Below are 13,143 nucleotides of genomic sequence, written 5' to 3'. Positions count from 1 at the left end.
AGATAAGATTGGCCTGCCGTTACCCATGACAAGGAGTAGAGATCAGATGCAGCAGGTCGTTTATGTGGCGAGCCCCGCCAGCCAGCAGATCCATGTGTTTGCCCTGGCCGAGAGCGGGGAGCTCGCGCTATTGCAGGTGGTCGATACCCCGGGCCAGGTCCAGCCGCTGGTGACAAGCCCGGATGGACGCTGGCTTCATGCCGCCGTGCGGCCCGATTTTGCGGTCATCAGCTACTGGATTGGCATGGATGGCCGGCTCAGCGAACAGGGCTCGGCGCCGCTGGCGGGCAGTGCCTCCCACACCGCCATCACGGCCGACGGCCGCTTCCTGCTGGCGGCTTCCTACGCCTTCAACCATGTCACCGTCTCCCCCATCGATGCCGCAGGCCTGGTGCAGGCCCCGCACCAGCATATGGATCCGCTGATGACGGCTCACTCGGTCACCCTGCTGGCGGACGAGCAGGGCAGGCAGGAGGCGCTGGTTGCCTGCCTCACGGAAGATGCCATCCGCCGCTTCACCCTGAACGACGAGGGGCGGCTGGCGCCCCATCCGCTGGGAGATCTGCAGACCGCCAGCGGCGCCGGGCCAAGGCACCTGGCGCTGCACCCCGTCAATGGTGATATCTACTGCCTGAACGAGCTAGATTGCACCATCAACCGCTATCACAGGCAGGCCGATGGCCATATCCATCTGCAACAGAGTCTGGACATGCTGCCCGCGGGGTATCAGGGAGAGCGTTGGGGGGCGGATCTGCATGTCACGCCGGATGGCCGTTTTCTCTACAGCTGCGAGCGGGCCAGCAGCCTGCTGACCCTGTTTGGCATAGCGGAGCGGGATGGCAGCCTGACCCCGCTGGCCCACTTCCCGACCGAGACAATGCCGCGCGGTTTTGCCATCGATCACAGCGGCCGCTATCTGCTGGCAGCCGGGCAAGCCTCCCACCAGCTCGCCGTGCACCGCATAGACCCGGGCAGCGGCGAGCTGACGCTGCTCGCGCGCCATCCGGTGGGCGACGGGGCCATGTGGGTGCGGGTGCTGGCCTTGTCCGAGTGACGCCGAAAAACCGGTCCAAATGAGTGAGGCCACCCTGGGGTGGCCTCACTATGTGACTGACAGCAATCCTTTGCTTAGTCCTTGGCGCTCTCCATGGCACCCTCTTCGGAGCTGGCAGGCAGGATCAGGTTGAGCAGTATGGCGGCAACCGATGCCAGGCCGACACCGGCCAGGGCGAAGTCACCTATCTTCATCTCCAGCGCGCCGACGCCGACCGTCAGGGTCACGGCCACGATGGCGATGTTGCGGGCCAGCCCCAGATCCACCTTGGACTCCACCAGCGTCTTGAGACCGATGGCGGCGATGGATCCGAACAGCAGCAGCATGATGCCGCCCATCACCGGCATGGGGATGGAGGTGAGCAGGGCGTTGAACTTGCCGAAGAAGGCCAGAATGATGGCGAACACCGCGGCCCAGGTCATGGTGACAGGGTTGAAGTTGCGGGTGATCATCACTGCGCCGGTCACTTCGGCGTAGGTGGTCACGGGTGGGCCACCGATGAAACCGGCGAAGCAGACGCCGATACCGTCACCGGCCAGGGTGCGGTGCAGACCCGGATTCTTGGTGTAGTCCTGCCCGGTCACACCACCGATGGCGAGCACGCCGCCTATGTGTTCGATACAGGGGGCTATGGCCACCGGCAGCATGAACAGGGCGGCAGCCCAGTTGATCTCCGGCGTTTCGAAGTGAGGCAGCGCCAGCCAGGGGGTGTTGACCAGACCGTCGAAGTTCACCTGGCCCATCAGCACGGCAGAGACATAACCGGCGATGACACCGCACAGTATGGGGATCAGCTTGATCCAGCCCTTGCAGAACACGGCCGCAATCAGGGTCACCGCCAGCGAGATGCCAGCCAGCGTCAGTGCAGTCCCAGCAGGCACCACCTGCTCACCACCGGCACGGCCCATCGCCATGTTGCAGGCAACCTGAGCGACCGACAGGCCGATCACCATGATCACTGGGCCAATCACCACGGGCGGCAGCAACTTGTGCACAAAGCCCATGCCCCGCACGCGAATGAGTGCGGCCAGGATGAAGTACATGAAACCGGCGGCAAACAGGCCAAACATGGTGGACGGCAGTCCCCATGTCTGGGTGGCGTAGATGATGGGGGCGATGAAGGCAAAGCTGGAACCGAGGAAAATCGGGACCTGGCGGCGAGTGCAGAGCTGGAACAACAGGGTGCCCACACCGGCGCCAAGCAGGGCCATGGAGGGGTTCAGTCCGGTGAGCAGGGGCACCAGAACCATGGCACCGAAGGCGACAAACAGGATTTGCAGCCCGGCGACACTTTGCTTGACTAAGGAAAACATGGATGTCCTTAATTTTTTGATAACTGACAGGGATATTTGACACTTTTCAGTTATCACAAGACGCTTTCAAGGCGTGAAATGGGCCAGTTGGCGTCATTCGTTACCTTTTACTGCTTGGGGAGGGCATGAAACTGGCTTTTTAGGCGGGATTCGTTGCTACAAGCATCGAGTATGCGATTTTACGCACTTTTATGGCGGACGCCAATCGTTTTTCTGGTGGACTTTATTGATAAGGCTTTCAGCTGGGCGATGTTTTGAGCACCAACCTGATACCTGCACCGCAACTGCCCCCGGAATGACAAAGGCAACAATTTGATGCGACCAACATCGGATGATGGTCAAACGAAAAAGGGGGTGGCCGACGGCCACCCCCTTTTCATCTCACGCTTTCGGCCGTCATACCCGGCGATAAGGCAGGTAGAGCGGCTCCCACATGTGGCTCAGGATATGCTGCTGCAGATCCTGCCCGATCAGCGGATGGGAGGGATCCTTGCGCACTATGTCTTTGAGCACGGCAGTCGCCACGTGCACCGAGATGTTGCGCAGCTCGCGAATGCGCGGATAGACGGAGCCTTGTGCCAGATCCACCTCGTTCACGCACTCGGCCAGCGCAAAAGCGGCCGTGGTGAAGATATCCGGGCTGATCTCGCTCAGCTGGCTGACGATGGCCGCCAGCCCCACACCTGGGAAGATGAAGACGTTGTTGCCCTGGCCTATGCGGTAATCCTTGCCCTCATAGTGCACGTCCTTGAACGGGCTGCCGGTGGCGACTATGGCCTTGCCCTGACTCCAGCGGTAGATGTCTTCCGGCAGCGCTTCGCAGTTGGCAGTCGGGTTGGAGAGCGGGAACACCATGGGGCGGGCACAGTGCTTTTGCATCAGTTGCACGTGCTCCTCCTTGAAGGCGCCGCCGGAACCGCTGGTGCCGAGCAGCACTGTGATGGGCACATGGCGCAGCACGTCGGTCAGGTTGGCCCTGCCGGGCACTTCGGTATCCCAGCCCGCCAGCAGCAGACCCGGTTTGGCGTAACGGCGCTTGTACTCGTCGAGCCCCTCGCGGTTGTCACATACCAGCCCTTGGGTATCCAGGATATAGATGCGATCCCGGGCCGCCTGCGGATCCAGTCCCTCGCGGATCATGCCGGCACAGATCTGATCCGCAACCCCTACCCCGCCGGCGCCGGCGCCATAGACCAGGTAGTTCTGCTGGCCCAGGGTCTCCCCCTTGACCTTGACCGCCCCTATGATGCCGGCCAGTACCACGGCCCCCGTGCCCTGAATGTCATCGTTGAACGACGGCAGGGACTGCTGGTAGCGGGAGAGATTGTTGAAGGCGTTGGACTTGCTGAAGTCTTCCCACTGCAGCACGGCGTTCGGGAAGTGGCGCTTGACCCCGGCCACGAACTTGTCGATGAAGTCGTCGTACTCCTTGCCACGGATGCGCTTGTGAGGCTGACCCAGATACATGGGGTCGTCCAGCAGGGCCTGATTGTCGGTGCCCACATCCAGTGCTATGGGCAGGCAGCAGGCAGGGTGAATACCGGCCGCCAGAGTATAGAGAGAGAGCTTGCCGATGGGGATCCCCATGCCGCCCACCCCCTGATCACCTATTCCCAGGATGCCCTGGCTGTCGGTCACCACGATAATGCGCACCGATTTTGCGTCCAGCTGGCGGGCCAGGGAGCCCATGTCCTCGACGTTTTTCGGGGTGATATAGAGGCCGCGCGCCTTCTGGTAGCGGTGGCTGAACTCCTGGCACGCCTTGCCGACGGTCGGGGTATAGATGATGGGGGTCATCTCCTCCACGTGGCGTGACAGCAGGGCATAGAACAGAGTCTCGTTGCGATCCTGCAGGGCGCGCAGGTTCTGGTACTTTTCGATGTCGCTGCAGGCGCTCAAAAAGCCCTGATAGACCCGCTCCAGCTGGGCCTCAAAAGTCTGAACCCGGGGAGGCAACAGGCCGTCGAGCTCGAAGTCGGCGCGCTCCTGTTCGGTGAAGGCGGTGCCCTTGTTGAGATTGCGATCGTTGAGCAGATCGGTGCCAGTCAGTGCAACGGGGCGAAAATCCTGTCCCTGTGCATCTTTCCACAGCAGATATTGTCCGGTAGCCATAGTCGTTCTCTTTGATTTACGTGAAATTGCCGTTCGGCAGGAGAGCAAGACTCATAATGAAATCAATCATATGACGTTTGGTTGTTTAGTTTTGTGAGCTTGGGCATACCCTGCGGCCAAAAAACGCGCCAAACCGGTTTATGGCCTCATACCGGCCACGCACAGCCTAAATCGGCCAACTATGCTGAACAACAGGCCACCAGCAGGATGAGTTTCCTCAGGGGCGGGAGAGAACACATGAGTGATATCCTGATCGTCGATGACATGGCGTCCAACCGCTACATATTGCGCTGCCTGCTGGAAGAGGCGGGTTATCAGGTGCGCGAGGCGACCGACGGCCAGCAGGCGCTGGATGCCGCTACCCGGTTTCCTCCCGCACTGGTGTTGATGGACATCAACATGCCGGTGATGGATGGCTATGAAGCGTGCCGCCGCATCAAGCAGTTGCCGGGCCAGTGGTGCCTGCCCGTCCTCTTCATCAGTGCCAACAACGAGATCAGCGCCCTCGAGCAGGCCTTTCAGGCCGGCGGCTGCGACTATGTCTCCAAGCCGTTTCACCAGCTAGAGGTGCTGGCCCGGGTGCAAAACCAGCTGCGCCTCAAGGATCTGAGCCGCCAGCAGGCCAAGGTTCAGCTCTACCAGAGCCTGTTCCAGCTCACGGCCGGGATTGCCCACGAGATCAACACCCCGGTCGGCATCGGCATCACGGCCTCCAGCCTGATCCACGGCGCGGGCGATCTGCTGGCGAACGCGGTGCAAAACGGCATGCTGGGCCAGCGCCTGCTCCACCAGCAGCTCACCGACATCAAGGAGGGCACAGAGCTGGTCGAATCCAGCCTGCGCCGGGTCGCCCTGCTGATCACCCGCTTCAAGGAGCTGACCCGGGATCAGCACGAGCCGCCGGCCCTCCCCTTCCCGGTGCAAAAAAGCCTGCGCAAGCTGCTGCAGGCCTTCTCGCCCGAGTTTCTCATCGCCAGAGTCAATGCGGATGTCGGGGGCGAAGAGGTGACCCTGACCGCCCCCGAGCCGCTGTTTCTCGATCTGGTGCAGGAGCTCATCAAGAACAGCATGGATCACGCCTTCAAGGGGCCGGGGCAACACAGCTTCGGCCTCAACATAGCGCAAAGCGGCAACGAGCTGCTGCTGACCTACAGAGACTCGGGCCCCGGCATGACGGCCGAGCAGTTGCCCCGTCTGTTCGAACCCTTCTTCACCACCCAGCGCGGCAACACCAACCACTGCGGCCTGAGCGCCTGCCGCATCCACAACCTGGTGGAGAACAACCTGCACGGCCAGCTGACCGTGACCAGCCCTCCTGGCCAAGGGCTGACATACCAGATCCGGCTCCCCCTGCAGCCGCCCCTGTAAAGAGGCTGGCGCTGACGAGTGCAATGACAAACAGACAATAAAAAGGGACGCCACAGCGCCCCTTCTCTTTCATCGTTGAATCACTGCCAGCCTCAGTCGGGCTTGCCTGCCTTGGGCTGGTCGAGCTGGTGCTTCACCTCTTCATACCAGAGATCGTGGTGCTCCTTGGCCCAGGTCTCGTCCACCTCGCCGCTGATCATCCCCTCCAGCGCCCCTTCCAGCTGGAACAGGCCCATGTAGATATGGAAGATGAAGCCGCAGATGAGGATCAGCGCCCCGACGATATGGATGAAGCTGGCCCACTCCATCTGGCGGCGCAGCTGGCCGAAGATGGGGAAGTCCAGAAACAGCCCGGTCGCCACCACTATGCCGCCAAACCAGATCAGCAGCCAGAAAATGGCCTTCTCGCCGCCGTTGGAGAAGCCCGCCGAGGGGTGGCTGCCCTTGTGGGGGCCCAGCATGCCGCCCGCCTTCATGAACCAGCGCACATCCACCATGTTGACTATGTTGTGGCGAAACCACTTGATGAGCACGCCGAGCAAACAGAGGAAGAAGAGCGGCCCCACGTAGTTGTGGAACTCCTTGGCGAACCAGATCCAGTTCTCCCACACCCCCATGCTCACCACCGGCTTGATGAAATGCTTGCCGTAGATGATGGCCAGCCCTGAGCCGGAAAGGGTCAGGAACATGCCCGCCGTGGTCCAGTGCAGCGCCCTATCCAGCCGGCTCCAGCGTTTGAGCTTGCGCCCGGTGCGTGGCTTGGAGAGCTTGGTCGGCCCCACAGCCCAGTACATCAGGCCGCACATAGCCAGGGAGCCGAAGATGGCGATGGCACCGAGCGGTGACACCCACTTGGTCTTCACCTCGAACCAGAGCTGGCCCGGCACCGAGATCAGCACCCCGTGCTCCGGCGAGCGGGAGGTGGTCACCCCCTCCTGCCCATCCTTCACCGCCCGCCAGTAGTCGGCGCCGGCAAAACCGACCGCCTCCTTCTCGGCGTCGGCGAAGCTGGCAGTGCTCACCAGCAGCAGGGCGGCAAACAGGGCCATTAGCCAGGTTTTCATGCCGCCCCTCCCTTGCCCGCCTTGCTGGCGTCATGGAACAGCTCTTCACCGCTGCCCCAACCCGCTTCCTTGGCGCCGCGATAGGCGACCCGCTCGCGGAAGATGTCGGAGATGACCTGCGCATCCCCCGCCAGCAGCGCCTTGGTGGAGCAGAGCTCGGCACACATGGGCAGCTTGCCCTCGGCGATGCGGTTGGCACCGTACTTCTGGCGCTCCGCCTCGCTGTGATCTTCTTCCGGGCCGCCGGCGCAGAAGGTGCACTTGTCCATCTTGCCCCGATCGCCGAAGGCGGCAGTTTTCGGGAACTGGGGCGCCCCGAACGGGCAGGCGAACAAGCAGTAGCCGCAGCCGATGCAGAGATCCTTGTTGTGCAGCACTATGCCGTCGTCCGTGTGATAGAAGCAGTCCGCCGGGCAGACCGCCATGCAGGGAGCGTCGGTGCAGTGCATGCAGGCGACCGAGATGGAGGTCTCCCCCGGCAGGCCGTCGTTGAGGGTCACCACCCGGCGCCGCTGTATGCCCCACTCCAGGGCATCGTCGTTCTCGTTCTTGCACGCCGTCACACAGCCGTTGCACTCGATGCAGCGCTTGGTGTCACACATGAATTTCATTCTGGCCATGAGATCAGGCTCCTACTTTGCGAAAGCGGCACAGGGTGACCTTGGTCTCCTGCATCTGGGTGACTGGGTCATAACCATAGGTGGTGACTATGTTGACCGACTCCCCCAGCACATAAGGGTCAGACCCTTCCGGATATTTGGATCTCAGATCCTGGCCCTCGAAGTGGCCGCCGAAGTGGAACGGCATAAAGGCCAGCCCCGGTTTGACCCTTGGGGTCACCAACGCCTTGACCAGCACCCGGCCCCCTTCCGGCCCCTCGACCCACACATCCTGACCGTCGCGCACGCCGACGTCGTTGGCATCCGCCGGGTTCATCTCGACGAACATCTCCTGCTGCAACTCCGCCAGCCAGGGGTTGGAGCGGGTCTCATCGCCGCCTCCCTCGTACTCCACCAGACGGCCGGAGGTGAGTATGATGGGGAACTCCTTGCTGACGTCCTTCTCCTGAATGGAGGCGTACTGGGTCGGCAGGCGCCACAGGCTCTTGGAGTCAGACCAGGTGGCGTAGTCGGCCAAGAGATCCCGGCGCGGGGTGTAGAGCGGCTCGCGGTGTTTGGGCACCTGATCCGGGAAGGTCCACACCACGCAGCGCGCCTTGGCGTTGCCATAGGGCACGAAGCCGTGCTTGATGGCGACCCGCTGGATACCGCCAGAAAGGTCGGTCTTCCAGTTCTTGCCCTCGGCCTCCTTCTTCTCGGCCTCGGTCAGCTCATCCCACCAGCCGAGCTGTTTCATCAGATCGGCGGTGATCTCGGGATAGCCATCTTCCACCTCGCTCCCCTTCGGCCAGGAGTCTTCGGCGAGCAGCGAGACGCCCTGATACTCGATGCCGAAACGGGCGCGGAAACCGCCGCCCCCCTCGGAGACCGGAATGCTGGTGTCGTAGAGGATGTGGCTGCCTGGGTGTTTCATCTCAGGGGTGCCCCAGCAGGGCCAGGGCAGACCATAGATCTCGCCGCTCACCGGGCCCCCTTCGGCCTTGAGGTTGGTCTTGTGGAAGGTGTGCCAGTTCTGCTGGTGTGCCTTGAGCCGCTCCGGGCTCTGGCCTGTGTAGCCCACGCTCCACATGCCGCGGTTGTACTCGCGGGTGATGTCTTCCAAGAGCGGCTCGTTGTTCTCCACCTTGATGTGCTTGAACAGCTCATCGGCGAAGCCCAGCTTCTTGCTCAGCAGATACATGATCTCGTGGTCGACCCTGGATTCGAACAGGGGCTCGACCACCTTGTCGCGCCACTGCATGGAGCGGTTGGTGGCGGTGACGGAGCCATAGGTCTCGAACTGGGTGGTGGCCGGCAGCAAGTAGACGCCGTCGGTGCGATCGTTCATGACGGCGGCGACTGTGGGGTACGGGTCGACAATCACCATGATGTCGAGCTTTTGCATCGCCTTCTTCATCTCGGGGCCGCGGGTCTGGGAGTTGACCGCATGGCCCCAGTAGAACATGGCGCGAATGTTGGAGCCCTGCTCGATGAGATCGGCGTTCTCCAGCACACCGTCCACCCAGCGGGAGACAGGAATGCCGTTGTTCTGCATCGGCAGCTTGCCGTTGTAGGCCTTGTTGTCAAAACGCGCCTTGATCCACTCGTAATCCACATCCCACACCCGGGCCCAGTGTTTCCAGGAGCCCTCTTCCAGCCCGTAGTAGCCGGGCAGGGAGTCGGAGGTGACGCCAAAATCGGTGGCGCCCTGCACGTTGTCGTGACCGCGGAAGATGTTGGTGCCCGCCCCGCTCTTGCCCACGTTGCCGAGGGCCAGTTCGAGGATGCAGTAAGCACGGGTGTTGTTGTTGCCCGTGGTGTGCTGGGTTCCGCCCATGCACCAGACCACGCAGCCGGGGCGGTTGTCGGCCAGCAGCTTGGCGGCGCCATGAACCTGCTGTTCGTTGAGGCCGGTCACCCGCTCCACTTCGGCCGGAGTCCAGCGCGCCACCTCTTTTTGCACCTCGTCCATGCCGTAGACACGGGTGCGGATGAACTCCTTGTCTTCCCAGCCGTTCTTGAAGATGTGCCAGAGCATGCCCCAGATAAAGGCGACGTCTGTGCCCGGACGCAGGGAGAGGTACATGTCCGCCTTGGCGGCGGTGCGGGTGCGGCGCGGGTCGACCACCAGGATCTTGCAGCCGTTGCGCTCTTTCGCCAGCAGTATGTGCTGCATGGCGACCGGGTGGGCCTCCGCCGGGTTGGAGCCGATAAACATGATCGACTTGCTGTTGTGCATGTCGTTCAGGCTGTTGGTCATGGCGCCATAGCCCCAGGTGTTGGCTACCCCGGCGACCGTGGTGGAGTGGCAGATGCGCGCCTGGTGATCCACGTTGTTGGTGCCCCACAGGGACGCCATCTTGCGAAACAGGTAGGCCTGCTCGTTGGAGTGCTTGGCGGAGCCGAGCCAGTAGACACTGTCGGGGCCGGACTCCTTGCGAAGGCGCAACACCTCGTTGCCCACCTCTTCGATGGCCTGCTCCCAGCTCAGACGCTGCCACTTGCCGCCCACCAGCTTCATCGGGTACTTGAGGCGACGCTCGCCGTGGCCGTGCTCACGCAGGGCCGCCCCCTTGGCGCAGTGACCGCCGAGGTTGAAGGGGTGATCAAACGCCGGCTCCTGACCGGTCCAGACGCCGTTTTGCACCTCGGCGTAAACGCCGCAACCCACAGAACAGTGGGAGCAGATGGTGCGCTTCACCTCGACCGGCACCTCGGCCGCCACGGTTTTGGCCTCGGCCCGTTGCATCATGGCGGGGGCCAGCCAACCGGCGGCAACGGCGCCGCCGGCCACCAGACTTGAGTTGACCATAAAGGCGCGGCGGGTCAGCCCCTGGCCGCGAGCGGCCGCATTGCCTTGCTCGCTCGCGTTGACCGGCTCGGCTCGTTTTGTCAGTTTCATGAGTTCTCCTTCACTGAGCCGGCTCAGTCGGTGCCGCGCAGGGTGCGATAAAAGTCGTGAACATGGGGTGTCTCCCGATAGCCCTTGTCGGGCTGGGTATCGTGGGTCAGCGCCTCCTTGCTCACCACCCGACCGGTGGCACCGGCCAGCACGCCTATGGTGGCGACCACGCCCACCCCCTTGATCAGATTGCGTCGGGACGGGTCTTTCAGCTTTTCATCGCTCATCTTTCTGTGACCTCTGTTTTTGTTATGGCCAGCCGCACTGTGCCGGCTTCGCTATGAGTGAGTGGGTGCCGCGTCATGGCAGCGTCACCACAGGGGTACCAAAGGGCAGGCGCAGATCCTGCTCCAGTTTGAAAAAGTCTTCGGCAAGCGCCCCGACCGCCCGGTAGAAGCTGCCCCCCTTCGCCTCTTGCTGATCGCGGCAGCAGGCAAGCACCCAGGGGGCCAGATGCCGTTCATAGAAGCGGTTGCGCTCGGGGTGCTGCTCGGCAATCAATACCGCCATCACCTCGCACAGAGCGGCCAGGTGGTCCTCGGGTTCGCACACCCCGCTCTGGCGCTCGAAACCCAGGGATTGCAGATCGGCCCGCAGCACCGCCAGCGGCAGCTCCATCAGAGAGCCGGTGAGATACCAGGAGGCAAACGGCACTATCTCGCCGCGCCCCAGGCCGATAAAGAGATCCTGATACTCCTCGGCGAGTTCGCTTTCGCGGTGGCTGCTGGCGGCCAGTTGCACCAGCCCCAGCCCTCTGGCAAAGGGGCCCGGCATGGCCTGCAAGCCTTGCAACCAGGCGAGTTGCTCGCCTCGGGGAGCGGCGCGCCACAGGCTCGCCAGCAGGGCATACATGTCGGCGCTGCTCTGTTCCAGATCTGTCATGGTCAGTTCGCCTGCATTCAGTGCGGTATGGCTATTCGGTTGTTCACTCATCACAGGCCCCTCATATCTTGAGCTGGGCGGCAGGATCCGCCGCCAGCGCCGTAAACACATCCTTGACCCGGCAATCCTCACACATCAGCAACCGCGCGGCGGCTTCATTCTGGAAGTGGGAGTGACCGGCCAGCTTTTGCTGGATGCGACGAATGAGGGAAGCTGGCGCAAACGGCTTGGAGCAGCGAATGCAGCAGGCGGCCTCCTCGGCTTTGAGGCTCTGCACGGCGCGGCGCACCTCGGGCACAGGCTGCAGGCGGGGTGCAAGGACGATGGCCTGCTCGGGGCAGGCTTTTTCGCACATGCCGCACTGGATGCAGTCCTGCTCGATAAAGTTGAGGCCGGGCGTGTGGCCCACCGCATGCAGGGCGCGGGTCGGGCAGACAGCCACGCAGCCCATGCAGAGGGTGCAGTCCGATTCCTTGAGCACCACGGCGCCGTAAGGGGCGCCGTGGGGCACAGCCAGCGGCTCGTGGTTGCCCCCGTTGGCCTGCCAGAGGGCATCGAAGGCGGCAAACAGGGTCTCCCGCTTCTCCCCTTTGAGCGGTTTGTCGAACAACGCAGTGCCAGGGTGTTCACTGGCACGCTCCATGGCGCTCAGGGAGTGGAGCGCCACCCGGTCCGCCGATAAACCGGCCCCCACCAGCAGTACGGCGGCGCTGGCCAGCTCCCGCTCCAGCAGGGCCCGCACGCTGGCGGGGGCGTCCTCGCCAAGCACTATGCGCACCGCGCTGGCACCATAGGCGAGCGCCGCCAACCAGCTCTCAACCCCCAGGCTGGCGCTCTCTTCCACCCAGACCGGCAACCAGTGGGTTGGCAGGGCGGGCAGGCTGGCCTCAAGCCGTGCCCGCTCGTTCTCCCCGGCGATCAGCAGCACAGGGTGGGCGCCGCCCGCCTCCCGATAGCGTTTGAGCAGGCGCAGCAGGTAGTCGCCGCTGGTGCTGGCATCGGGCTGGTGATAGGCAATCGCCCCGGTCGGGCAGGCGGAGGCGCAACTGCCAAAGCCCTGGCAGAGGTGCGGATCTATCTGGATGCGGCCGTTGACGGGCTTGAGCGCATCGGTCGGGCAGACATCGAGGCAGCGGCTGCAACCTGGCACGCCGCGAGCGGTAAAGGCACAGGCCTCGGCGTCGAGGCGAAAATAACGCGGCTTGTCGAAGATGCCGGTCAGGGCGCACAGCTCGGCGAGCTGTGCGGCCAACCCTTCGTCATCAACCAGATGCAGATAGCCGATCGGTGGGCGCTCCAGCGCAAACAGCGGCGTGCGGCCCAGATCGGCCACCAGATCGAAGCGAGGCTCGCCATCAGAAACGGCCTGCTGCGGGAAACCCTGTTGTGGAAAACAAAGCCCCGCCAGATCAACCCGCTCCCCCTGCCCGTTCAGGCCGGTTAGCTGGTACTGACCGAGATAGCCCTTGAGGCTCGGCTCGCGCAGGGTCAGGGCAGCGAGGGATGCGGTGGCGTCGAAGATGGCCTCGAGATCTGCCGCCTCGGCATCGTGGACGGATTCGGTGACCAGCAGGGTAGGCATCACGCCTTGGGGCAGCAGGCTGGCGGCGCGGCGAATGCGATCTTCCGGGCCAACCAGCAACAAGCGGCCCTGGCTCTGGTAGGAGACGGTGGCCGGGATCAGGTTGTCGGTCTTGACCGTGTGGCGCAAGGCGTCGGCGCGGGCTCGCTCATTGCGCCCCGCCACTCCCCCATCGGGGGTCAGGTTTGAGTAATGTTGTTCGATGCTCACATGCACTCCTGTGCGGTCCACCTCATGGGATGGATCGCTTGTTGGTCTTGTGGAGGA

The 13,143-nt window shown here is 63.1% G+C and carries 10 protein-coding genes; 2 read left to right on the top strand and 8 right to left on the bottom strand.

Annotation, left to right across the window (positions count from 1 at the left end; genetic code table 11):
- The first annotated feature begins 46 nt into the window (after positions 1–46).
- The gene (pgl, locus tag CK910_RS11745) at positions 47–1,054 is read left to right on the top strand and encodes a 6-phosphogluconolactonase (protein ID WP_098983169.1); all 1,008 of its coding nucleotides are present in this window, start codon (positions 47–49) and stop codon (positions 1,052–1,054) included.
- A 74-nt stretch (positions 1,055–1,128) separates the two neighbouring features.
- Here the strand turns inward: pgl and CK910_RS11740 are convergent, their stop codons facing one another.
- Positions 1,129–2,367: a uracil-xanthine permease family protein gene (locus CK910_RS11740; protein WP_172955298.1), complete on the bottom strand. Its 1,239-nt coding sequence runs from the start codon at positions 2,365–2,367 to the stop codon at positions 1,129–1,131.
- A 396-nt stretch (positions 2,368–2,763) separates the two neighbouring features.
- Positions 2,764–4,479 carry an NAD-dependent malic enzyme gene (locus CK910_RS11735; RefSeq protein ID WP_098983163.1) on the bottom strand — a complete coding sequence of 572 codons (1,716 nt, stop codon included), beginning with the start codon at positions 4,477–4,479 and terminating at the stop codon, positions 2,764–2,766.
- Between the two features lie 237 nt (positions 4,480–4,716).
- Between CK910_RS11735 and CK910_RS11730 the strand changes: the two genes are divergently transcribed.
- Positions 4,717–5,847 (top strand): hybrid sensor histidine kinase/response regulator, encoded by a 1,131-nt coding sequence (locus CK910_RS11730; RefSeq protein ID WP_098983161.1) that lies wholly within the window; start codon positions 4,717–4,719, stop codon positions 5,845–5,847.
- Between the two features lie 92 nt (positions 5,848–5,939).
- On the opposite strand, the gene CK910_RS11725 is transcribed toward CK910_RS11730, so the two are convergent.
- The 6 genes from CK910_RS11725 to CK910_RS11700 form a co-directional block, all read right to left on the bottom strand.
- A complete protein-coding gene (locus tag CK910_RS11725; RefSeq protein ID WP_098983158.1) occupies positions 5,940–6,911 on the bottom strand; it encodes a formate dehydrogenase subunit gamma in 972 nt (323 codons plus the stop codon).
- The gene (fdh3B, locus tag CK910_RS11720; RefSeq protein ID WP_042865547.1) at positions 6,908–7,531 is read right to left on the bottom strand and encodes a formate dehydrogenase FDH3 subunit beta; all 624 of its coding nucleotides are present in this window, start codon (positions 7,529–7,531) and stop codon (positions 6,908–6,910) included. Before fdh3B ends, CK910_RS11725 begins: the two co-directional genes overlap by 4 nt.
- A gap of 4 nt (positions 7,532–7,535) precedes the next feature.
- A complete protein-coding gene (locus CK910_RS11715; protein WP_098983156.1) occupies positions 7,536–10,412 on the bottom strand; it encodes a formate dehydrogenase subunit alpha in 2,877 nt (958 codons plus the stop codon).
- Positions 10,413–10,435: 23 nt separating this feature from the next.
- A complete protein-coding gene (locus CK910_RS11710; protein ID WP_043137891.1) occupies positions 10,436–10,639 on the bottom strand; it encodes a transcriptional initiation protein Tat in 204 nt (67 codons plus the stop codon).
- Positions 10,640–10,712: 73 nt separating this feature from the next.
- Entirely contained in the window at positions 10,713–11,345 is a 633-nt protein-coding gene (locus CK910_RS11705) for a TorD/DmsD family molecular chaperone (RefSeq protein WP_172955297.1), read from the bottom strand.
- A gap of 10 nt (positions 11,346–11,355) precedes the next feature.
- On the bottom strand, positions 11,356–13,086 hold the full coding sequence (locus CK910_RS11700) for a 4Fe-4S binding protein (RefSeq protein WP_441296864.1): 1,731 nt from the start codon (positions 13,084–13,086) through the stop codon (positions 11,356–11,358).
- Positions 13,087–13,143: the final 57 nt, after the last annotated feature.

It is taken from the genome of Aeromonas sp. CA23 (assembly GCF_002587065.1).
GTDB classification, from domain to species: Bacteria; Pseudomonadota; Gammaproteobacteria; order Enterobacterales; family Aeromonadaceae; genus Aeromonas; species Aeromonas bestiarum.
This window is presented reverse-complemented; position numbering and strand designations above follow the sequence as displayed.

Coding starts and splice junctions, on each gene's coding strand:
- CK910_RS11735 (WP_098983163.1), bottom strand. CDS start 4,479: ATGGCTACCGGACAATATCTGCTGTGGAAAGATGCACAGGGACAGGAT.
- CK910_RS11725 (WP_098983158.1), bottom strand. CDS start 6,911: ATGAAAACCTGGCTAATGGCCCTGTTTGCCGCCCTGCTGCTGGTGAGC.
- fdh3B (WP_042865547.1), bottom strand. CDS start 7,531: ATGGCCAGAATGAAATTCATGTGTGACACCAAGCGCTGCATCGAGTGC.
- CK910_RS11715 (WP_098983156.1), bottom strand. CDS start 10,412: ATGAAACTGACAAAACGAGCCGAGCCGGTCAACGCGAGCGAGCAAGGC.
- CK910_RS11730 (WP_098983161.1), top strand. CDS start 4,717: ATGAGTGATATCCTGATCGTCGATGACATGGCGTCCAACCGCTACATA.
- CK910_RS11705 (WP_172955297.1), bottom strand. CDS start 11,345: ATGAGTGAACAACCGAATAGCCATACCGCACTGAATGCAGGCGAACTG.
- pgl (WP_098983169.1), top strand. CDS start 47: ATGCAGCAGGTCGTTTATGTGGCGAGCCCCGCCAGCCAGCAGATCCAT.
- CK910_RS11710 (WP_043137891.1), bottom strand. CDS start 10,639: ATGAGCGATGAAAAGCTGAAAGACCCGTCCCGACGCAATCTGATCAAG.
- CK910_RS11740 (WP_172955298.1), bottom strand. CDS start 2,367: ATGTTTTCCTTAGTCAAGCAAAGTGTCGCCGGGCTGCAAATCCTGTTT.